Annotated in this window: 18 protein-coding genes; 14 read left to right on the forward strand and 4 right to left on the reverse strand. The window is 63.7% G+C overall.

Annotated features, from left to right (window positions below):
- Window positions 1-37: 37 nt before the first annotated feature.
- Window positions 38-466, forward strand: coding sequence for a VOC family protein (locus ACVW16_RS26705; RefSeq protein WP_456737817.1), 429 nt, complete (start codon window positions 38-40; stop codon window positions 464-466).
- Between the two features lie 26 nt (window positions 467-492).
- Complete coding sequence (locus tag ACVW16_RS26710; RefSeq protein WP_456737818.1) at window positions 493-981, forward strand: VOC family protein; 489 nt, start codon at window positions 493-495, stop codon at window positions 979-981.
- A 138-nt stretch (window positions 982-1,119) separates the two neighbouring features.
- Here ACVW16_RS26710 and ACVW16_RS26715 read toward each other — a convergent pair whose 3' ends face one another.
- Entirely contained in the window at window positions 1,120-2,277 is a 1,158-nt protein-coding gene (locus ACVW16_RS26715) for a hypothetical protein (protein WP_456737819.1), read from the reverse strand.
- Window positions 2,278-2,279: 2 nt separating this feature from the next.
- Window positions 2,280-2,978, reverse strand: a complete 699-nt coding sequence (locus tag ACVW16_RS26720) for a FecR family protein (RefSeq protein ID WP_456737820.1) — start codon at window positions 2,976-2,978, stop codon at window positions 2,280-2,282.
- Window positions 2,979-3,190: 212 nt separating this feature from the next.
- Between ACVW16_RS26720 and ACVW16_RS26725 the strand changes: the two genes are divergently transcribed.
- On the forward strand, window positions 3,191-4,456 hold the full coding sequence (locus ACVW16_RS26725) for a phospholipid carrier-dependent glycosyltransferase (protein WP_456737821.1): 1,266 nt from the start codon (window positions 3,191-3,193) through the stop codon (window positions 4,454-4,456).
- Between the two features lie 60 nt (window positions 4,457-4,516).
- Here the strand turns inward: ACVW16_RS26725 and ACVW16_RS26730 are convergent, their stop codons facing one another.
- Window positions 4,517-5,158 (reverse strand): OmpA family protein, encoded by a 642-nt coding sequence (locus ACVW16_RS26730; RefSeq protein ID WP_456802525.1) that lies wholly within the window; start codon window positions 5,156-5,158, stop codon window positions 4,517-4,519.
- Between the two features lie 518 nt (window positions 5,159-5,676).
- Between ACVW16_RS26730 and ACVW16_RS26735 the strand changes: the two genes are divergently transcribed.
- From ACVW16_RS26735 to ACVW16_RS26750, 4 genes are all read left to right on the forward strand, one after another.
- Window positions 5,677-7,089 (forward strand): caspase family protein, encoded by a 1,413-nt coding sequence (locus ACVW16_RS26735; protein WP_456737822.1) that lies wholly within the window; start codon window positions 5,677-5,679, stop codon window positions 7,087-7,089.
- 256 nt (window positions 7,090-7,345) lie between these two features.
- Window positions 7,346-7,591, forward strand: a complete 246-nt coding sequence (locus ACVW16_RS26740) for a hypothetical protein (RefSeq protein WP_456738317.1) — start codon at window positions 7,346-7,348, stop codon at window positions 7,589-7,591.
- 211 nt (window positions 7,592-7,802) lie between these two features.
- Window positions 7,803-7,961 (forward strand): hypothetical protein, encoded by a 159-nt coding sequence (locus ACVW16_RS26745; RefSeq protein WP_456737823.1) that lies wholly within the window; start codon window positions 7,803-7,805, stop codon window positions 7,959-7,961.
- A gap of 116 nt (window positions 7,962-8,077) precedes the next feature.
- Window positions 8,078-9,238, forward strand: a complete 1,161-nt coding sequence (locus ACVW16_RS26750) for a winged helix-turn-helix domain-containing protein (protein ID WP_456702002.1) — start codon at window positions 8,078-8,080, stop codon at window positions 9,236-9,238.
- Window positions 9,239-9,358: 120 nt separating this feature from the next.
- Here ACVW16_RS26750 and ACVW16_RS26755 read toward each other — a convergent pair whose 3' ends face one another.
- The gene (locus ACVW16_RS26755) at window positions 9,359-9,793 is read right to left on the reverse strand and encodes a ribosomal maturation YjgA family protein (protein WP_456737824.1); all 435 of its coding nucleotides are present in this window, start codon (window positions 9,791-9,793) and stop codon (window positions 9,359-9,361) included.
- A 67-nt stretch (window positions 9,794-9,860) separates the two neighbouring features.
- On the opposite strand from ACVW16_RS26755, the gene ACVW16_RS26760 reads away from it, so the two are divergent.
- The 7 genes from ACVW16_RS26760 (at window position 9,861) to ACVW16_RS26790 (ending at window position 20,894) form a co-directional block, all read left to right on the forward strand.
- A complete protein-coding gene (locus ACVW16_RS26760) occupies window positions 9,861-11,198 on the forward strand; it encodes an MFS transporter (protein WP_456737825.1) in 1,338 nt (445 codons plus the stop codon).
- 125 nt (window positions 11,199-11,323) lie between these two features.
- Window positions 11,324-12,430, forward strand: a complete 1,107-nt coding sequence (locus ACVW16_RS26765) for an efflux RND transporter periplasmic adaptor subunit (RefSeq protein WP_456737826.1) — start codon at window positions 11,324-11,326, stop codon at window positions 12,428-12,430.
- 178 nt (window positions 12,431-12,608) lie between these two features.
- Window positions 12,609-15,746: an efflux RND transporter permease subunit gene (locus ACVW16_RS26770; RefSeq protein ID WP_456737827.1), complete on the forward strand. Its 3,138-nt coding sequence runs from the start codon at window positions 12,609-12,611 to the stop codon at window positions 15,744-15,746.
- Window positions 15,747-15,779: 33 nt separating this feature from the next.
- Complete coding sequence (locus ACVW16_RS26775) at window positions 15,780-16,379, forward strand: TetR/AcrR family transcriptional regulator (protein ID WP_456702006.1); 600 nt, start codon at window positions 15,780-15,782, stop codon at window positions 16,377-16,379.
- Window positions 16,380-16,552: 173 nt separating this feature from the next.
- A complete protein-coding gene (locus tag ACVW16_RS26780) occupies window positions 16,553-17,176 on the forward strand; it encodes a flavin reductase family protein (protein ID WP_456737828.1) in 624 nt (207 codons plus the stop codon).
- 167 nt (window positions 17,177-17,343) lie between these two features.
- Window positions 17,344-19,611 (forward strand): acyl-CoA dehydrogenase, encoded by a 2,268-nt coding sequence (locus tag ACVW16_RS26785; protein WP_456738456.1) that lies wholly within the window; start codon window positions 17,344-17,346, stop codon window positions 19,609-19,611.
- On the forward strand, window positions 19,611-20,894 hold the full coding sequence (locus ACVW16_RS26790; protein WP_456737830.1) for an acetyl-CoA C-acetyltransferase: 1,284 nt from the start codon (window positions 19,611-19,613) through the stop codon (window positions 20,892-20,894). Before ACVW16_RS26785 ends, ACVW16_RS26790 begins: the two co-directional genes overlap by 1 nt.
- Window position 20,895 lies beyond the last annotated feature (1 nt).

Consider the following 20,895-nt stretch of genomic DNA (forward strand, 5'->3'; position numbering starts at 1 on the left):
TCCGTCCTTGGGCAGAACCCGCCCCAAGGAGCTTTCGATGGCCAGGATGATCTTCCTCAATCTGCCCGTGACCGACCTCAAGCGCGCGACTGCCTTTTACGAGGCGATCGGCGCGACCAGGAATCCGCAATTCAGTGACGACACGGCGAGCTGCATGGTGTTTTCCGAGACCATCTACGTGATGCTGACGACCCACGACAAATTCCGTCAGTTCACGCCGAAGCCGATCGCGGATGCCAAGACCTCGAACCAGGCGCTGTTCTGCCTGTCCGCCGATGGCCGCAACGAGGTCGACGATATCGTCGGCAAGGCCGAGGCCGCAGGCGGGATCGCCGATCCCGGTCCTGTTGACGAGTACGACTTCATGTACGGCCGCAGCTTTGAGGATCCGGATGGTCACATGTGGGGTGTGAACTGGCTGGACATGGCGGCCGTCCCGGCGAAGCCCGCCATGGCGAGCGCCTGATTGGAACCGGAAGAGGAGCATTCGCGATGTCCAAGCTCGTGCCTTGCATGTGGTTTAACGGCGATGCCGAGGAGGCCGCCAGGTTCTACGTCTCGCTGGTTCCGGATTCAGGGATCACGCACGTCCAGCGCAACGTCTCGGATAACCCGTCCGGCAAGGAGGGCTCGGTGCTCGTCGTCGAGTTCACGGTCGCCGGCCAGCCCTTGGTCGCGCTCAATGGCGGGATGAAGGTCGAATACACCCACGCGCTGTCGTTGATGATTCATTGCGACGATCAGGCCCAGGTCGACAGCGTGTGGAGTGCATTCCTGGCCAACGGTGGCAAGGAGCAGCAGTGTGGCTGGATCAGTGACCGCTATGGCGTGTCCTGGCAGGTGGTGCCCAAGGTGATGTTCGAGTTTCTCTCGAGTCCGGACAGGGCCGCCGCCGCGCGCGCGATGCAGGCCATGATGAAGATGGTGAAGCTGGACGTGGACGTTCTGCGCCGTGCGTTCGAGGGCAAGTCGGCGGCGTGACGTCAACCCAGGTGCCGCAGGGTGGGCAAAGGCGCGAAAGCACCATGGCCACGGTCCCTTTGCTATCAGACGGATGGTGGGCACGGTTGCGCTTTGCCCGCCCTGCGAGACTTGCGCCTGGCGCTTACGCCAACCACGCTAATAATTGATCCTCAGCCCCACGCCGCCATGGATCGTGTTGCCTACTGGCTGGGGGCCGAGCGTGCCGTTGGCAAAGAGGTCCACGACCCAATCCTTCTGCAGACGGAAGCCGAGGCGTCCGCCATATTCGAACCAGCCCTGGTTGCCCATCGTCGGCGCCACCACGCCGTCGCCGGTCACGGTGGCAACGATGCCGCTGTGACTGGCGAATGACTGCACCCAGCCCCCATTGATGTTGGTCTCGATATTGCCGGCGAAGAGATGCGTCCACTGGCCGCCGATCTTGACCAGGCTGGTGCGGTCGGTGCCGTCGGCGATGGTCGCGTCGAACGGGTTGAACGCGACCGCATTGTCCGCGTAGCCCGACACGCGCTGCCAGAGTTGCCAGACCTCGATCGAGGCCGCAACCTCATCACGAGGTGACAGGCGGCTCATCCAGCCGGCGCGACCATAGACTGCGTAGTTGGAAGCGTCACTCGACCCCGTCACGCTCACCGCGCCGAGGCTGGTGTTGTAGCTGCGGGTGTATCGCACCTTCTCCCAGGGCGTCAGGATCGTGCCGACGTCGAAGAACGGACGCGATGAACCCCAATCGGTGAGGTCATAGCGCAGCGCGACGGCGCCGATCGGCGCGCTGGTGACGTGGTAGCCGCCCTCGCTGTATTGCGTGTAGGCGAGGCCGGCCAGCAGCGACAGATTGGGCGTCAGCTCCTTGCGGCCGTGGACGCCGGCCGAGAAAGAGCCAGCCGAACCGAACGCGCTGATGCAGTCACTGCAATTGACCTGCTCGTTGACGCCAAGCAGCACCGTCCCGAGCACCCGGTTGGTGATCATCTGGTTGAAGCGCTGGTTGGCGAGGCCGTTGACCGAGTTGCCGCTGGAATCGGAGCCGGTCGGCGTCGGGCTCGGCAGCGACGGAGACTGGCTTGGCGACGGAGACGGGCTTGGCGATGGAGACGGGTTCGGGGAGGGCGACGCGGCTGGCGTCGGGGACGGCGAATATGTCGGTGACGGGGTGGGCGTTGGATGACCGCACCCGGATTCGCAGAATGTCGCGGCCGTCGCGGGACGGGCGTCGAGCGCGAACAGCGTGAGCGCGGCGGCTGCGCCGAGCGCGCAGGCCAAGGCGAGACGTTTGAAGCCGGGCTTTGCCATCGTCAGCGCCCGCACAGCATGCCGTCGTCATGAACGGCGGGAGTGGCCGGCGAGGCATCGGCGTATTGGTTGACGGCGCAAAGTCCGGCATTGGCGGTGCAGTTGGCGGCAAAGGTCCAGGGCGGCGTGTTGGTCTTGGTGATGGTGACCCTCCCGCCGGTCGAGGTAATGACCGCGGTGTCGCCGGGCTGGGTGAGCTGAATGCACTGGAAGCTCAGGGTGCAGACGTTCGCCGCGCCCTCCTGGAGCACGACGACCGAGCGGCCGCGCTGCGACAGGATGTCGAGCGTCGTGCCGCGAACGCCGATGGTCGCAAGCGGTGTTGTGATCTTGTAGGCGGTCTTCGCCGAATGTCCGGTGACGAAGCGGAAGGCGCCGGTGGCCATGCTGATGGCCACGTCGCGATAGCTGTGCTCGTCATTGAACACGGTGCGGTCGAGCTTCAGCGTCGCGCTCGGCCCGAGCGACAGATTGGTGCTGTCGGCCATGACGAAGCGCGCCGCACTCTCCGCGCCGGTGTGTACGGTCTCGTCGCGCAACATGCTGTCGCCGACATTGATCGGTGTCGTACCTGCAGCGATGCGGACCACCTCGTTCTGGACGAGAACGGCTTCGCCGACGCGCGTCTGGGCTTGCGCGCAAGGCGCAGCGCAGAGTGTCATGGACAGCAGAGTTGGGAAAAGCAGAAAACGCAAATTCATGTCGTAACCGATCGAGGCCCCTGATCGTACTGGATCGCGCGCACTCGTGTTGTGGCAGAATTATCACAAGCGGCGTGAGACAAGCGCTAGCTTAGTGACAGTTGCGGCGGAATGCGTTCAATGGATCGTCCGAGTAGTTTTTTATTCGCGGTGACGCAGATTTGCCACGCAAAATAGCCCTAGAGCCGTCGCGCAAAGCACATGCGGCTCCGATGACGTCGCGAAGCGCAGTGATCGCTGTCGCGATCTTCCTAGCTGCGCATCTCGCGCTGCTGGTCGGGCTGACGACGCCGGAAAAATTCGTCTTCGACGAGGTGCATTACGTGCCGGCTGCGCGGCAGATGCTGGGCACCACGGTGTCGGAGCCGATGCTCAATCCGATGCATCCGCCGCTGGCAAAGGAGCTGATCGCTGTCTCGATCTCGGCATTCGGCGACAATGCGCTGGGCTGGCGCTATCCGGCAACGTTGTTCGGCGCGCTTGCGATCGTCGCGATCTATTTCTGCGGCCTCGCCGTGTTCGGATCGCAGGGACCTGCAATCGCGGCAGCGCTGATCGCGGCGTTCAACCAGATGGTTTACGTGGAAGCGCGCATCGCGATGCTCGACATCTTTGCGCTCGGTCTCGGCCTGCTCGCAATTGCCGCCTTCATGCACGGCTTTCGACGGGAACGTCCGCAGGCTCTGTTCGCGCTCGCCGGCAGCTTGTTCGGCTTTGCGGCGGCCTGCAAATGGAGCGGCCTGTTTCCGCTCGGCGTCTGCATCGTCATCGTGGCGACGGTCCGACTGATGCAGGGCTGGCACACGCTGTTTGCCGATGCGAAGCCGAGCGACTGGTACCGGCCCGATCTCTGGCCCGCCTTCAAGGCCCATCATGCCGCCCTCTGTTTTGCGCTGCTGCCCGCCGTGACTTATATCGCTGCCTTCGTTCCGCTCTATGGCCTGTCATTGCCTGATCTGATCGAAGCGCAGCGCCGGATCTTCGCCGACAACACCACCAGCGCGATCGCCGGCCATACGTATATGAGCTCCTGGCCGTCCTGGCCGTTGCTGGTGCGGCCGGTGTGGTTCCTGTTCGACAAGACGACGGACGACGACGTCGCGGCGATCGTCTTCCTCGGTAATCCCCTGGTGCTATGGCCGGCGTTGCTGGCCCTCGTCATGGTGTTGCGCGACTTCATCGTTGCGCGTCGCTGGGATGCGTTCCTGATTGCTTCGTTTTATTTCGGCCCCTGGCTCGCCTGGGCGCTGCTGCCGCGCACGCTCGGCTTCATCTATTATTATCTGCCGGCCGCAACCGCGGCCTCGCTCGCGCTGGTCTATGCGCTGCGCAGAGACGGCCTGCCGCGCTGGGTGCTGTGGGCCTATGTCGGGATTGCGGCGATCGGCTTTGCGGTCATGCTGCCGATTTCAGCCGCTTTCATCGGCACGTCGATGCGGATGTTCAGCCGGCTGATGTTGTTCCAGAGCTGGATCTGACAAGAGGACGTCGCCCGCCACTTTCGTGGCAGGCGGCTGTTGCTGCCGCGACGTCTCAAATCATTTGGACGCCGTCTTCGTGTCCATGTTCACAACCTGGACGCGGCGGTTGATCGGGTCGGCGCCGTTGGCGGTGTCCTTCAGCTTGGTCTTGCCATAGCCGACGGTGACGAGATCGCCGCCGTTGAGACCGTAGTTCTGCACCAGGTACTTCTTGATCGTGTCGGCACGACGCTCAGAGAGGCCCTGATTGTACTCTTCAGTGCCGATCGCGTCGGTGTGGCCGGCAACCACGAAAGTCGATCCCTTGAGCGATGGATCGGACAGCGCCATTCCGAGCGCCTGCACCGATGGCAGCGAGGTCTTGGCGATGTCGGCCGAGTTGTAGTCGAACTGGATTTCCAGATCGATGTTGGGCTTGGTCGACGCGAGCTCGGCGATCTGATCGCGCTCGCCCATCGAGAGCGAACGGGTCTGCCGGTTGCGCAGTGTATCGAGGAAGGTCGCTTCCTTGGCTTGCGCCGTCGGGTCGGCCTGCGGACCGACCGACAACCCGCGGGTCACCGGCTTCGGCCTCAATGCATCCAGGATCTGGTTGGTGGAAACATTGGCGTCGCCGGCGAAAGCGAGGCCCGCCGCCATCGACAGCGCCGCGGTAAGCGTGATCGCCTTCAGTCCGAAAGACTTATTGAAATGGGTCATTGTCGTATCCTCGGTGTAACGCTTGATGGCGATTTGATGCTCCCAGGATAGAGAAGGTTCAAAGGCTCGGATGTGATGCGGATCACATTCAGGAGGAACCGAAATTCGGTTCGTATCTTAGCAGCCGAGCCGGCCGGTATACACGGCATTCAGCCAGCGGCAGCCGCCTACCACCGGGGCAGCATAGGGCCTGCGTCAGGAAGTGACTCCGTCTCTCGATGCTCGAAAGCAGCGTGCAAATCCTTCACGTCTTTTCGATTTTGCGTTCCGCGGCTTGCTGGACTTCGGGCCGCTGCGGGTACAATCTCCCTGCATGCTCGTGACCGCGGTTACTGCCCGTTGCGTCAGCCCCCCGAAAAGTAGCCGTCGCAGCGTCTTGCAGCTCGGTTGGAGCAGCAGAAATCCCCGGGTGATTCAGATCACAGTGCGTCGCTGTGAACTGGATCTGATTGCTCTCATCGGATCGGCTCTGGCTGATCCGAGAGCATCGAAGAAGTTTGGATCAGGGGAGAATGATCATGCGCTTCTTGATCGCAGCAATTTCAATCGCAGCATTTCTCGTCAGCGGCAACGCAGCTTTTGCCGACAAGCGCGTCGCCTTCGTAGTCGGCAACGCCGCTTACAAGAATGTCCCGCAGCTCCCCAACCCGGCGATCGATTCCAAGGCGATGGCGAGGGTGCTGCGCAATGTCGGCTTCGATGTCGTCGAGGGCTCCAACCTCACGCGCGATGCCATGACTGCAAAGCTCTTGGAGTTTGGCAAGAAGAGCGAAGGCGCCGATGTCGCCGTGTTTTTCTATGCCGGCCACGGGATTGCCGTGAATGGTATCAACTATCTGCTGCCTATTGATGCCGACCTCAAATCCGAGATGGACGTCAAGCTCGGTGCTGCGATCAATGTCGACATCACGCTCGATCAGACCATGGCGGATGCGAAGGTGAAGCTCGTATTCCTGGACGCCTGCCGTGATAACCCGTTCGCAGCAAAGATCCGGTCGGCCAAGGCCACCCGCTCCGTGAATGTGCAGACTGGCCTCGCCGAGATGAAGTCGGGCGAGGGCACGCTGATTGCCTTTGCCACAGGCCCCGGCCAGACCGCGCTCGACGGCGAGGCCGGCACGAACAGCCCGTTCACCCGCGCCCTCGTCGCCAATATTGCCCAGCCGGGAGTCGAGATCCAAGAGGCCATGACCAAGGTTCGTGCCCAGGTCAGTGACGAGACCAGCAAGGGCCAATTGCCCTGGGGGCACACCAACCTCACCGGCAACGTCTATCTCAATCCGGTTGGCGCGCCGGCTGCGGCCACAATCGATCCGTCGAACGCGCCCGTATCGGCCGCGACCAGGCAAGGCGCCGACATCGAGCTCGAGTTCTGGCGCTCGATCAAGGACACCAACAAGGTGGAAGAGCTCAACGCCTATCTCACCAACTATCCGAACGGCACGTTCAAATCGATCGCACTCGCCCGCATCGCGGCGCTGCAGGATGGGCCGTCCAACACCACCCGCAACCTGTCGGCCGGGATCGATCCCGCGACTTTCACCGAAGAGGCCAGCCAGATCTCCGAAGACCAGATCGGTCTCGACAAGGGACAGCGCCGAGACGTGCAGCGTCGCCTCACCGGGCTCGGCTTCGACGTCAAGGTGACCGGGAAGTTCGACGACGACACCCGTTCCGTGATGAAGCGATGGCAGGCGGCACGTGGCTATCCCGCCACGGGTTACCTCAACAAGCTCCAGCACAAGGCTCTGCTGTCGGAGATCGTTTCGGCCCGCGCGGCCGCCTCCGAGCAGGCAGACGATGAGCCGGTGCGTCGCCGGTCTTTCGGCGGTGGTGGCCGGCGCCATCATAGTAGTGGCGTCGGCGCCCCGACGGGCGGCCCCGGCGGTCTGTTTGGCGGCATGATGGGTGGATTGTTCGGCCGCCGCTGAGAGGCAAAGGGCGACGGGGAGCGGCTCGATCGGGGCCGTCTTCGCTGTCGGAAACCTGCGCTCATCGTTCGTCGCAAAGCCGTCGCGTGACCGCCTGTCTGCGAACAAGTTTTCGGCCAGATGCGCGCCTAGCAGACACCTTCATCCGACATCGCAGGCGAGGGGAGCCGAGTTCCATCCAGTGCCGAGGCCAAGTGACTATCAGCGTGACTACCATCGCAGTGGCCCGCCGGATCGGGCCGTGTCTCTGAATGCCATGCCCATCTACATCGGCGCGGCGATGATCGCGGTCGCGATCCTGCTCTCCACGCTGATCACGGGAGTGACCTCCCGGTATACCGGCCTCCAAACTCCGACCGACGAGACCGTGTGGCTGGTCGATCGCCTCACCGGCAGCGTCTATCGTTGCGAGTCGGAAGGGCGCGGCAGGGCCTCCTGCGAGCCTGATATCGCCACTGGCAGCCTCAGCAACCGGCCCAAGGTGCCGAAGGACGGCCGCTAACGCCGTCTCGCTTTGCGCTGCAGCAAGACAATTGCCTGCTCCACGAAACGTTCTCGCCAGAGACTACGTAGTTGCGAAGGCCGGCATGACGCCGGCTTCGTTTTACTTCAGGAGACTTTTCGATGAAGACCTTGCTTACCGCGGCAGCTTTCGTCGCGTTTGCCTTTCCCCAGCGTCCGCCGCGATGATGCCGTGCACCAGCGATAATCTGATGAAGTCGACGGCCGCGATGTCCGGTCCCGCCGACACGCCCGCCAAGATGGCGGCGAACAAGGAAATGGCCATGGCCAACACGGACATGAGCATGGGCAAGATGAAGAGCGGCTGCATGCACTACATGAAGGCGCAGAAGGCCATGTCGATGAAGTAGGCTTCGGCCGCATCATTTCCGCCGCGCTGTCGGCAGATGACGGCGCGGTTTTTTATTTTGCGATTCATCTGCCGCTTCTTTCTCCCCCCGCGAATCCCGCTACATTGCCTCCCGCAATGTCCCGCCCACCAAAACCCCTCCCGCTCTCGACGAGACAGGCCCGGCAGATCTGGCTGCGCGCCCAGCGGCTCGATACGCGCGAGCCGTTCGGGGAGGGCGCGCAGGCGGTTGCCGATGCGGTCGCCCATCTTGGCTATGTGCAGATCGACACCATCAACGTGATCGAGCGGTGTCACCACCACATCCTGTTCAGCCGCATCCCGTCCTACCGCCGCGCCGATCTGCGTCATGCCCAGAGCGTCGACAAAAGCGTGTTCGAGTACTGGACCCATGCGCTGTCCTACGTTCCGTCAGATGATTTTCGCTTCTTCCTGCCGGCGATGCGCGAGCACAAGCGCGAGGGTCACAAATGGTACGCCTCGGTCAAGCCGGCCGACTCGCGCAAGGTGATGCGGCTGCTCCGCGCCGGCCCACTAACGATCCGCGACATCGAGGACGACGTGCTCACCGAGAAGGAGCATCTGTGGCAGAGCCGCAAGCCTTCGAAGCGGGCACTTCAGCTTGCCTTCTATACCGGTGTCGCGACCATCAGCGCGCGCCAGGGCATGCTCAAGACCTATGATCTGATGACGCGCCATTTTGGCTGGGACAAGCTGCCGAAACCCGCTTCGGCGAAAGAGATAACGGCCTATCTGCTTGACCGCGCGTTGCGCTCGCAAGGCGTGGTCAGCCTCGATTCGATCTGCTATCTCGATGCGCCCAGCAAGAAGGCCGTCGCGGGCCTGATCGCCTCGCGCGTCCGCCGCGGCGAGCTCCTGCCTGTCGCGGTCGAAGGCGCGGGAAAGCAGGAGCATTGGGCCATGCCGGCGGCGCTGGAGCCGCATGAATTGTCGCCGGATCTCGTCCACATCCTCTCGCCGTTCGATCCGCTGATCATCCAGCGCAAGCGCACCAATCTCATTTTCGGTTACAATCATCTGTTCGAGGCCTATGTGCCGAAGGCCAAGCGCAAGCTCGGCTATTTCGCGCTGCCCGTGCTGGTCGGCGACGAGATCGTCGCGGCGCTCGACCTCAAGACCGACCGGCAGGCCAGGAAGCTGTTGATGCAGAAATGGACCTGGCTCGGGCAGGGGAAGAAAACCGCCGGGCGCAAGGAACTGAAGCAGGAGATCGAGGACGAACTCGATCGGTTCGAGCGGTTTCAATTGGCGGCGTGAGCGTGGGGCGACCTCACCTCATCTGGACAACGACTTTTCCCTTGGCCCTGCCTTTTGCAAGATAGCCGAGGGCATCCTTTGCTTGCTCAAATGCCTTGTCGATCACCGGCCTCGACGAGACTAGCCTTCAGTTACCCTGCGTATCTCCAAGAGCCGATCCAGCCAGATACCGAACCCGATTCCAACCGCATAAGCCGCCAGATTCCAAAGCGAGAAGATGCGGCCCAACAGCAAGGCGCCGGCGGTGGTGAGGCGGAACGCATCGAGCCATGGCGTATGCACCAGCCGGGAAAACTCGACCACCGCCGCGACCGCCATCGCGATCACCGCGAGCTGGCTCCGGGGCAGCCGCGGCAGCAAGAGCCCGACGAGCAAGAACACCATCGTCGCCCACAGCAGCGAGCCGCCATACTTCACCACGAAGGCGGGAAGGCCGAGCGGAAAGCCGTACCGGCGGAGAGACAGCCCGCAGGCAATCACGACCAGCGCCAGGGCGACGCGGATCAGCGACGTCTGCCGCAGCGCAAGGGTGTTGACTGGCTGCATTGCTTCCATTGACTCTTTACCCGCCGATGCTCAAAACCGCCTTTAGCTCACAAAAGCAACAATAGGGGGGGACGCCATGAGCCAGACCACAGCCTATACCGGTTCCACGGGAGCCAAGAATACCAACAGGTCGGACATCGAGACCTCGACGATCCGTGCCATCTCCTGGCGCCTGATCCCGTTCCTGGTGCTGGCCTACTTCTTCTCCTATCTCGACCGCGTCAATCTCGGCTTCGCCGCGCTGACCATGAACGCGGAGCTGAAGTTCACGCCGCTGATCTTCTCCTGGGGCGCCGGCATCTTCTTCATCGGCTATTTCATCTTCGAGGTGCCGAGCAACCTCGCGCTGGAAAAGTTCGGGGCTAGCCGCTGGATCGCCCGCATCATGGTGACCTGGGGCATCATCTCGGCCCTGATGGCGCTCACGGGCGGCGTCACCAGCTTCTACGTTCTGCGCTTCCTGCTCGGGGTGGCCGAGGCCGGCTTCTTCCCCGGCATCATCCTCTATCTCACCTATTGGTATCCGGCCGAATATCGCGCCCGGTTCCTTGCGGCCTTCGCGATCGCCGTGCCGGTTTCGACCGTGATCGGTGCGCCGATCTCGGGCCTGCTGCTCGGCCTCGACGGCGCGATAGGTCTGAAGGGTTGGCAGTGGCTGTTCATCCTCGAGGGCATCCCTTCCGTGCTGCTCGGCATCGTCACCTGGTTCTACCTCACCGACAGGCCGGAGAAGGCTGACTGGCTCTCGGCCGAGCAGAAGGCGTGGCTCAAGGCTCGACTCGATTCCGAGATTGCCGCCAAGCAGGCGGTCAAGCATCTGTCCCTCGGCGAAGCGCTGTCCTCGCCGAAGGTGATCATGCTGAGCCTGGTCTATTTCGGCTTCGTGGGCGCGCTCTATGGCATGCAGTTCTGGTTGCCGCAGATCGTCAAGGCGTTCGGTCTCACCAACGCCCAGACCGGCTTCGTCACGGCGATCCCGTATCTGTTCGGCACCATCGCGATGATCCTGTGGGCGCGGCATTCGGACGCGACGCGCGAGCGCGTGATGCATGTCGGCGCGCCGCTGCTGCTGACCGCCGTCGCGCTCGCCGTCTCCAGCTACCTCACCGATCCCACGATGACGATGGTGGTGCTGACCTTCGCCGCGATCGGCGTATTCTGCTGCTTCGGTGTGTTCTGGACGCTGCCGACGGCCTGGCTCTCGGGCACCGCTGCTGCCGGCGCCATCGCGCTGATCAACTCGGTCGGCAACCTCGCAGGCTTCGGCGGCCCCTATCTCATCGGCTGGGTCAAGGAAGCGACGGGGCAGACCTCGACCGGCTTGCTCGTGCTCGCGGTGCTGCCCCTGATCGCCGGCATCCTGGTCTTCATCGGCGGCCACGAGAGCAAGCACGAGTTCGCCGAACGCCAGTAGCAAACATCGCCGGCGACGGGCAGAGGTCCCCTCAACGATCACGGTTTCCTGATGACTGACGATTATTGACTTTCGTCAGTGATTAGTCGACATTCCTCTCATTGCAGACGCAGGAGTGTCCTCCGATGTTCGTTCGGTCCGTTTTGTCCAGCTATTCCAGGCTCTTGGCGGGTGTCTCGCTGGCCTTGATGGCCGCTGCGCTGGCCGGGTGCAATGACACCGTCGCCGAAAAGGCCGAGCCTCCGCGGCCGGTTCTGGTCGCAACTGCCCATTTTGATGCCGAGACCCCGGAGCGCAGCTTCGTCGGCACGATCAGGCCCCGGATCGAGAGCGACCTTGGTTTCCGCGTCGCGGGCAAAGTCGACAAGCGACTGGTCGAGGTCGGACAGACCGTCGAAGTCGGTCAGGCCCTCGCGACCCTCGATGAGGTCGATCTGAAGCTCCAGGCCGAGCAGGCCGTCGCCGAGCAGACCGCCGCCACCGGCGTGCTGGCCCAGGCCGCCGCCGCCGAGCAGCGCGCCAAGGAATTGAAGGCCAAGGGCTGGACCACGGATGCCGCGATGGATTCGAGCCGCGCTGCCGCCGACGAGGCCCGTGCGCGCCTCGACCGCGCCATCCGTTCGGTCGAACTGACCCGGAATTCTCTTTCCTACGCGACGCTCAATGCCGACGCCCGTGGCGTCGTCACCGCAACGCTGATCGAGCCCGGCCAGGTGGTCGCCGCAGGCCAAGCTTCGATCCGTGTCGCCCGCTTTGCTGAAAAGGAAGCGGTCGTCGCGATCCCTGAGACGCTGGTTGCACGCGCCAAGTCGGGCGTCGCCAGCGTCACTCTTTGGTCGGAGCCGGACAAGAAATATACGGCCAAGCTGCGCGAGATCGCGCCCACCGCCGATCCGGCGACGCGCACCTATCTCGCAAAGTTTTCGCTGCCTGAAGCCGACGACAAGGTTTCGCTCGGCATGACCGCGACGTTGACGTTGTCGGACGCCGCCACCGAACGTGTCGCGCGGCTGCCGCTGTCGGCACTGTTCAACGAAGGCGGCAAGCCGTCCTTTTACGTCGTCGATGACAATGGTGCGGTCACGCTGAAGCCGGTTGCGGTGAAGGCTTACGACAGCAACGACGTTGTCATCACCGGTGGCGTCGACGAGGGCGCCAAGATCGTCGCCCTCGGCGTCCAGAAGCTCGATCCCGGCCAGAAGGTGCGGGTCGTGTCGTCACTGTCTTTCTAGAGTTTACGCGTCCGTTGTTGCAAGGCGAGTTTCGGCCCGACGCGCAAATGCACGGGCTGAAGCGGCGAAGCGATCCAGAACCTGCCCAGCCCCCTGGATTGCTTCGCTGCCTCGCGACGACGCCTTGAACAGGGCGGCTGTCGTTTTTGGCAATTGGATCGACTTTTCGGAGAGAGCGATGAAGCGCTTCAACCTTTCGGCCTGGGCCGTCAGCCATCCGACGCTGGTTCTGTTCCTGATGCTGGTGCTCGGCGTCGCCGGCTTCTTCTCCTATCAGAAGCTCGGCCGCGCCGAGGATCCGTTCTTCACGGTGAAGGTGGTCAACGTCTCGGTGATGTGGCCGGGCGCGACCGCGCAGGAAATCCAGACCCAGGTCGCCGATCCGATCGAGAAGAAGATCCAGGAGCTGCCTTACTTCGAGAAGGTGCAGACCTATTCCAAGCCTGGCTTCACCGCGCTGCAGGTGACCTTCCGCGATTCCACGCCGCCGAAGGACGTGCCTTACCTTTTCTATCTGCTGCGCAAGAAGCTGGTCGATGTGCAGGGGCAGCTGCCCGCCGGAATCCTGGGACCCGTCGTCAATGACGAATTCTCGGACGTGGACTCCATCCTCTACATGATGACCGGCGACGGCGCTGATTACGCCCAGCTCAAGAAGGTCTCCGAAGGCTTCCGCCAGCGCCTGCTCAAGGTTCCTGGCGTGACCAAGGTCGACGTCTACGGCAACCAGGATGAGCGCATCTACGTCGAGTTCAGCCACGCCAAGCTCGCGACGCTGGGCATCACGCCACAGGCGCTGTTCGATTCGCTCGCCAAGCAGAACAACGTCACGCCGGCCGGCACGGTCGAAACCTCGTCGCAGCGTGTGCCGCTGCGCGTCACCGGCGCACTGGACGGCGCAAAGGCCGTGGCCGAGACCCCGGTCGAGAGCAACGGCCGCGTGTTCCGCCTCGGCGACATCGCCACCGTCACCCACGGCTATGTCGATCCGCCGAGCTTCATCGTTCGCCAGGAAGGCAAGCCCGCCATCGGCATCGGCGTCGTCACCGCCAAGGGCGCCAACATCCTCGAGCTCGGCAAGGAGGTCGAGAAGGCAACGGCCGAGTTCATGAAGGCGGTGCCGCAGGGCGTCGACGTCAGCCTGATCGCCGATCAGCCGAAGGTGGTCGAGCACGCCGTCGGCGAGTTCGTGCACTCCTTCATGGAAGCGCTCGTCATCGTGCTGTTCGTGTCCTTCCTGGCGCTGGGCTGGCGCACCGGCATCGTGGTCGCCATGTCGGTGCCGCTCGTGCTCGGCATCGTCTTCATCGTCATGAACGTGATGTCGCTCGACCTGCACCGCATCACGCTCGGCGCGCTGATCATCGCGCTCGGCCTGCTGGTGGACGATGCCATCATCGCGGTCGAGATGATGGTGGTGAAGATGGAGCAGGGCTGGGACCGCATGCGCGCGGCGTCCTTTGCCTGGGAATCGACTGCGTTTCCGATGCTCACGGGAACGCTGGTTACGGCCGCTGGCTTCCTCCCCATCGGCTTTGCCAATTCCGCGGTCGGAGAATATGCCGGCAGCATCTTCTGGATCGTGGCGATCGCGCTGGTCGCCTCGTGGTTCGTGGCGGTGATCTTCACGCCTTACATCGGCGTCAAGTTGTTGCCGGAGATCAAAGTTCACCGCAATCATGACCCGCATGCGGTCTATGAGACCCGCATGTACCGCGGCTTGCGCGCCGTCGTGCAATGGTGCGTCAATCATCGTATCACGGTGGTGGTCGCGACCGTGGGTGTCTTCGTGGCTTCGATCGTCGGCTTCGGCCATGTGCAGCAGCAGTTCTTCCCGCTGTCGGAGCGGCCCGAACTGTTCCTGCAGCTGCGCCTGCCCGAAGGCACCGCCTTCAACGTCACCGAGATGGCCGTGAAGAAGGCCGAGACGTTGCTCAAGGACGACAAGGATATCGAGACCTATACCGCCTATGTCGGCCAGGGTTCGCCGCGCTTCTGGCTCGGCCTCAACCCGCAGCTTCCGAACGAGGCCTTTGCCGAGATCGTCATCGTCGCCAAGGGCGTCGAGGCGCGCGAGCGGGTCAAGGCCAAGATCGAGGGCGCAGTTGCCGACGGCATGCTGACGGAGGCGCGCGTCCGCGTCGACCGCTTCAATTTCGGCCCGCCCGTCGGCTTCCCCGTGCAGTTCCGCGTGATCGGCCCCGATGCCAACAAGGTGCGCGAGATCGCCTACCAGGTTCGCGACGTCATGCGGCAGAACAAGAACGTCAAGGACGTCCAGCTCGACTGGAACGAGCAGTCGCCTTACCTCAAGCTGGTCGTCGACCAGGATCGCGCCCGCGCCATGGGTCTCACCCCGCAGGACGTGTCGCAGGCGCTGTCGATGCTGATCTCGGGCGCACAGGTCACGACCGTGCGCGACGGCATCGAGAAGGTCGGCGTGGTCGCCCGCGCGATTCCGTCCGAACGTCTCGATCTGGGCGGTGTCGGCGATCTTACCATCACCTCGAAGAATGGCGTCGCGGTCCCGCTGCAGCAGATCGCCAAGATCGAATATTCCCACGAGGAGCCGATCCTGTGGCGGCGCAACCGCGACATGGCGATCACCGTGCGCTCCGACGTCGTCGACGGCGTGCAGGCGCCCGACGTCACTGGCCAGATTGCGCCGAAGCTGAAGCAGATTCAGGATCATCTCGAGCCGGCTTACCGGATCGAGGCGGGCGGTGCGTTCGAGGAATCTGCCAAGGGCAACGCTTCGATCTTCATCCTCTTCCCTGTCATGGTCATGGTGATGCTGACGCTGCTGATGATCCAGCTGCAAAGCTTCTCGCGCCTGTTCCTGGTGTTCCTGACCGCGCCGCTCGGCATCGTCGGCGCGTCCCTCGGCCTCAACGTCGCCAACGCCCCGTTCGGCTTCGTGGCGCTGCTGGGCCTGATCGCGCTCGCCGGCATGATCATGCGCAACACGGTCATCCTGGTCGACCAGATCGAGACTGACGTCTCGCATGGTCTGACCCGGCGTGAGGCGATCGTCGAGGCGACCGTCCGCCGCGCCCGTCCGGTGGTGCTGACGGCGCTCGCCGCCATCCTCGCCATGATCCCGCTGTCGCGTTCGGCCTTCTGGGGCCCCATGGCGATCACCATCATGGGCGGCCTGTTCGTCGCGACCTTCCTGACGCTGCTGTATCTGCCGGGCCTCTATGCCCTCTGGTTCAGGAAGAGCCTCGACGAGGGCGGTACGGCGGAACAGCCTGCCGCGCCGCAGCATGGGAGCGATGACGAGCACGCAATTCCGCTTGCTGAAGCGGCTGAATAAATGAGAAAACTGGCAATGGACGAGTCCTGACGCATGACACTGGTTTCGGAACATATCGAAGGCGACACCCGGGATCGTATTCTCGAGGTGGCCGAGCGGCTGTTCCGCCAGATCGGCTATCAGAAGACCACGGTCGGGGACATCGCCAAAGAGCTCCGGATGAGTCCCGCCAACGTCTATCGCTTCTTCGAATCGAAGAAAGCGATCCACCAATCGGTGGCTCGGGGCCTGATGGGCGAGGTCGAGCTCGAGGCCCGGCGCATCCTGGCAAGGCCCGGTGCGGTGATCCCGCGCTTCCGCGAACTGCTCACCACCATCAACCGCATGAATACCGAGCGATATGTCGATGACAACAAGCTGCACGAGATGGTCGAGATCGCGATGCAGGAAGACTGGGAGGTCTGCGTCACCCACATGGAGTGCATTGCCGGTGTGATCGGCCAGATGATCGCGCAGGGCGCCGCCTCCGGCGAGTTCGAGGTACCGGACCTGCAACTGGCCTCGCTCTGTGCCTGCACCGCCATGATGCGTTTCTTCCACCCCCAGATGATCGCGCAGTGCGCCACCAAGCCCGGCCCCTCGATCGACCAGATGATCGATTTCGTCATCGCGGCTCTGTCGCCGCGCCACTGACCGGGCGGCGGGATTACTCCTATAATCTGGTTCGCGGCGCCCTCGACGGCGGATGGCGAGCGAGGACCCGTCAACACACTCCGTCATGGCGAGCGAAGCGAAGCAATCCTGACTTGTCTCCGACGAGGGATTCTGGATTGCTTCGCGCGCAAATGACGAAAGGGAAGCAGCGCGTGACCGACAAAGACCTGCACTTCTATGAGCCCGCCAAAGGCCACGGCCTCAGGCACGATCCCTTCAATGCCATCATCGCGCCGCGACCGATCGGCTGGATCTCGTCGCGCGATGCCAAGGGCCACGTCAACCTTGCGCCCTACAGCTTCTTCAACGCGTTCTGCTATGTGCCGCCGATCATCGGCTTTTCCTCCACAAACTGGAAGGACTCGGTCGAGAACATCAAGCAGACCGGCGAGTTCGTCTGGAATCTCGCCACCATGGATTTGGCCAGGCAGATGAACGCGACCGCCGCGCATGTCGCCTCCGAAGTCGACGAGTTCGAGATCGCGGGCCTCACCGCCGTCCCCGGCAAGCTCGTCAATGTGCCACGCGTCGGCGAAAGCCCGGTCGCCTTCGAGTGCAAGGTATCCGACATCGTCCGCCTCAAGGGCGCCGACGGCAGGGAGGCCGACGCCTGGCTGACCCTCGGCGAGGTCGTCGCCGTCCACATCGACAAGGCCATGATCAAGGACGGCGTCTACCAGACGGCCGCTGCCCGCCCGATCGTGCGCGCCGGCCGCCGTGGCGATTATTTCGAGATCAAGCCGGAAAACATGTTCGAGATGGTCCGGCCGGATTAGACCGGGCGAGCCCGTAACCCGGAACTGCCACCGCACCCTGGCCGTTAAGTGCGCCGGGGCGGCCGCCCGGCCGCGTCAATTCGCATGATTTTTCAGGCGAAGTGTTCACGCACGCCGGCCACTTTCCGCTAAAATGCCCACATCAGCGCCGTTGCATGAGGTCCGCCATGAGCTTCCGCCGCGACACCCTGACCAAGCCGATCTTCTCATGGGCGCGCGGCGTGCTGCCGGCGATGTCCGATACCGAGCGCGAGGCGCTGGAGGCCGGTGACGTCTGGTGGGATGCCGATCTTTTCGCCGGCAACCCTGATTGGTCGAAGCTGCTGAAGATCCCGCAGGCGACATTGACCGAGGAGGAGCAGGCCTTCCTCAACGGTCCCGTCGACGAGCTCTGCGCCATGCTCGATGAATGGAAGATCTTTTGGGAATGGCGCGATCTGCCGCCCGATGTCTGGCACTTCATCAAGCGCGAAAAATTCTTCGGCATGATCATCCCGAAGGAATTTGGCGGCCTCGGCTTCTCGCCCTATGCGCATTCGGAAGTGGTGCGGAAAATCTCGACGCGTTCGATCGCGGCCGCCGTCACGGTGATGGTGCCGAACTCGCTCGGTCCCGGCGAACTGCTGATGCGCTTCGGCACCAGGGAACAGCAGGAGCGCTGGCTGCCGCGCCTGGCCGATGGCCGCGACATTCCCTGCTTCGGTCTCACCAGCCCGGAGGCCGGCTCCGATGCGGCCTCGATGGTTGACACCGGCATCATCTGCAAGGGCACCTTCGAGGGCCGCGAGGTCACGGGCCTCAAGCTCAACTGGCACAAGCGCTACATCACGCTTGGTCCCGTCGCCACGCTGCTCGGCCTCGCCTTCAAGGCCTATGATCCCGACCATCTCGTGGGCCGGCAGGAAGAGCTCGGCATCACCGTGGCGCTGATCCCGACCGATCTTCCCGGCGTCGAGATCGGCCACCGCCATCTGCCGTCGATGCAGGTGTTCCAGAACGGCCCGAACTGGGGCCGCGACGTCTTCATCCCGCTCGACTATGTCATTGGCGGCCAGGATCGCTTGGGACAAGGCTGGAAGATGCTGATGACGGCGCTCGCCGCCGGCCGCGGCATCTCGCTGCCATCGCTCTCGGCCGCTGGCGCCGCCTATGCCGCCCGCACCACCGGCGCCTATGCCCGCATCCGCGAGCAGTTCGGCATCTCCATCTCCAAGTTCGAAGGCGTCGAGGAGCCGCTCGCGCGCATCGTGGCGACTGCCTACCAGCTCGACGCGGCGCGCCGGCTCACCTGTGCGGCGCTGAACGCCGGCGTCCATCCCGCCGTGATATCAGGCATCATGAAGCTGCATGCGACCGAGCGGATGCGGATCGCGATCGACGACGCGATGGACATCCACGGCGGCAAGGCCGTGATCGACGGCCCGCAAAACTATCTCGGCAATCTGCACCGCGCCGTGCCTGTCGGCATCACGGTGGAGGGCGCCAACATCCTCACCCGCAATCTCATCGTGTTCGGCCAGGGCGCGATCCGCGCCCACCCCTATCTGCTCGACGAGATGAATGCGTTGGCCGATACCGACCGCGAGCGTGGGCTCACCGCGTTCGACAAGGCATTCTGGAGGCATGTCGGCCACAGTTTCCGGACGCTGTTCCGCGCGTTCGGTGCGAGCTGGACCCTTGGCGCCTTCGCACTTACGCCCGATGCAGGCGACGCCACGCCGTTCTATCGCCAGCTCTCGCGCTATTCGGCGGCATTCGCACTTTGCGCCGACGTGGCGCTGCTGATGCTCGGCGGCGCGCTCAAGCGCAAGGAGATGCTGTCGGCGCGCTTCGGCGACATCCTCTCCGAGCTGTACTTGCTCTCCGCCGCGCTAAAACGCTGGCAGGACGAGGGCCGGCAGAAGGAAGACTTTGCCGCGCTCGAATGGTGCATGGCGACGGGCTTCAGGACCATCGAGGTCAGGCTCGCCGAAATCCTTGCCAACCTGCCGAACCGTTTCATTGCCGTCATCCTCAAGCTCGTGGTCCAGCCCTTCGGCGCCCGCGTGCTCGGCCCGTCCGACCGCGTCGTGCACCAATGCGCCGGCATCGTGCTGGAGCCTTCGGCCGCGCGCGAGCGTCTCACGCCGAATCTTGCTCATGTCGATGACGATGGCGGCTTTGCGCGGCTGGAGCGCGCGTTCAAGCTGGTGACGGCCACGGACGCGGTCGCCAGGCGCATGCGCGTCGCTGAAATCCGCGACTGGAAGGAAGCCGTCGCCAAGGGCGTGATCACGCAGGCCGAGGGCGAGCAGCTCGCTTCCGCTCACGAAGCCGTGGCAAAAGTGATCGAGGTCGACGATTTTGCGCCGGAGGCGCTGTCGCCGATTTACAAGAAAACCGGCGACGTGCATCAGTTCTTCCAGGAACTTGGTGAACAGAGGGCGGCGAGCTGATGGCACGACCGGTATTCATCGTCGACGGCAGCCGGACGCCGTTTCTCAAAGCGCGCTCGGGGCCAGGGCCGTTCACGCCTGTCGATCTCGCCGTGCAATGCGGACGGCCGCTGCTGGCGCGCCAGCCATTTTCGCCTGACGATTTCGACCAGGTCATCCTTGGCTGCGTCAACGTGATCGCCGACGAGATGAACCCGGCCCGGGTCGCCGCGCTCCGGCTCGGCATGGGCGAGGACATGGTCGCCTTCACCGTGCAGATCAACTGCGGCTCCGGCATGCAGTCGATCGATACCGCCTACCGCTATATCCGCGAAGGCCATGCCGACATGATCCTGGCCGGCGGCACCGAAGCGTTGAGCCACGCGCCGCTGGTCTGGCCGAATTCCGGCGTGCGCTGGTTCGCAGGGCTCGCCACCGCCAAGGGCCTGGCGGCGAAGCTCGCCGCAGCCTTCAGGCTTCGCCCTCGTTATCTCAAGCCCATCATCGGGCTGGAGCGCGGACTGACCGATCCCGTCACGGAATTGAATATGGGCCAAACCGCAGAAGTGGTCGGCTATCTCTTCGGCATTACCCGCGCACAATCGGATGCCTATGCGGCCGAGAGCCATCGCCGTCTCGCGCATGCGCAAGATGCGGGTTTTCTGAAAGGCGAGGTCGAGACCGCGTTCTCCCGCGACGGCAAATTCTTCGACCATGACGACGGCGTGCGCCCGGACTCCACGGCCGAGACGCTGGCAAAGCTCCGGCCGGTGTTCGAGCGTCCCTGGGGCCAGGTCACTGCCGGCAATTCCTCGCAGATCACCGACGGCGCCTCCTGGGTGATCCTGGCTTCCGACGCGGCGGTGGCCAAACACAAGCTGACGCCGAAGGCTGCCATCGTCGACAGCAATTGGGCCGCGCTCGATCCTTCTATCATGGGGCTCGGTCCCGTGATGTCGGCGACGCCGCTCCTGACCCGCAACAATCTCACGCTCCAGGACGTCGAGACCTGGGAGTTGAACGAGGCGTTTGCGACGCAGGTGCTCGGCTGCCTCGCTGCCTGGAACGATGACAAATTCTGCCGCGAGATTCTCGGGCTCGACGGCGCGGCCGGCCGGATCGACCGCGACAAACTCAATGTCGATGGTGGCGCTATCTCGCTCGGCCACCCCGTCGGCACCTCCGGCAACCGCATCGTGCTGCATCTCGTCAACGCCATGAAACGGCTCGGCACGCGGCGCGGCATTGCGACCGAATGCATTGGTGGCGGGCTCGGTGGTGCCATGCTGATCGAGGCGGTGTGAC

The sequence above is a fragment of the Bradyrhizobium sp. USDA 4474 genome, assembly GCF_054057515.1.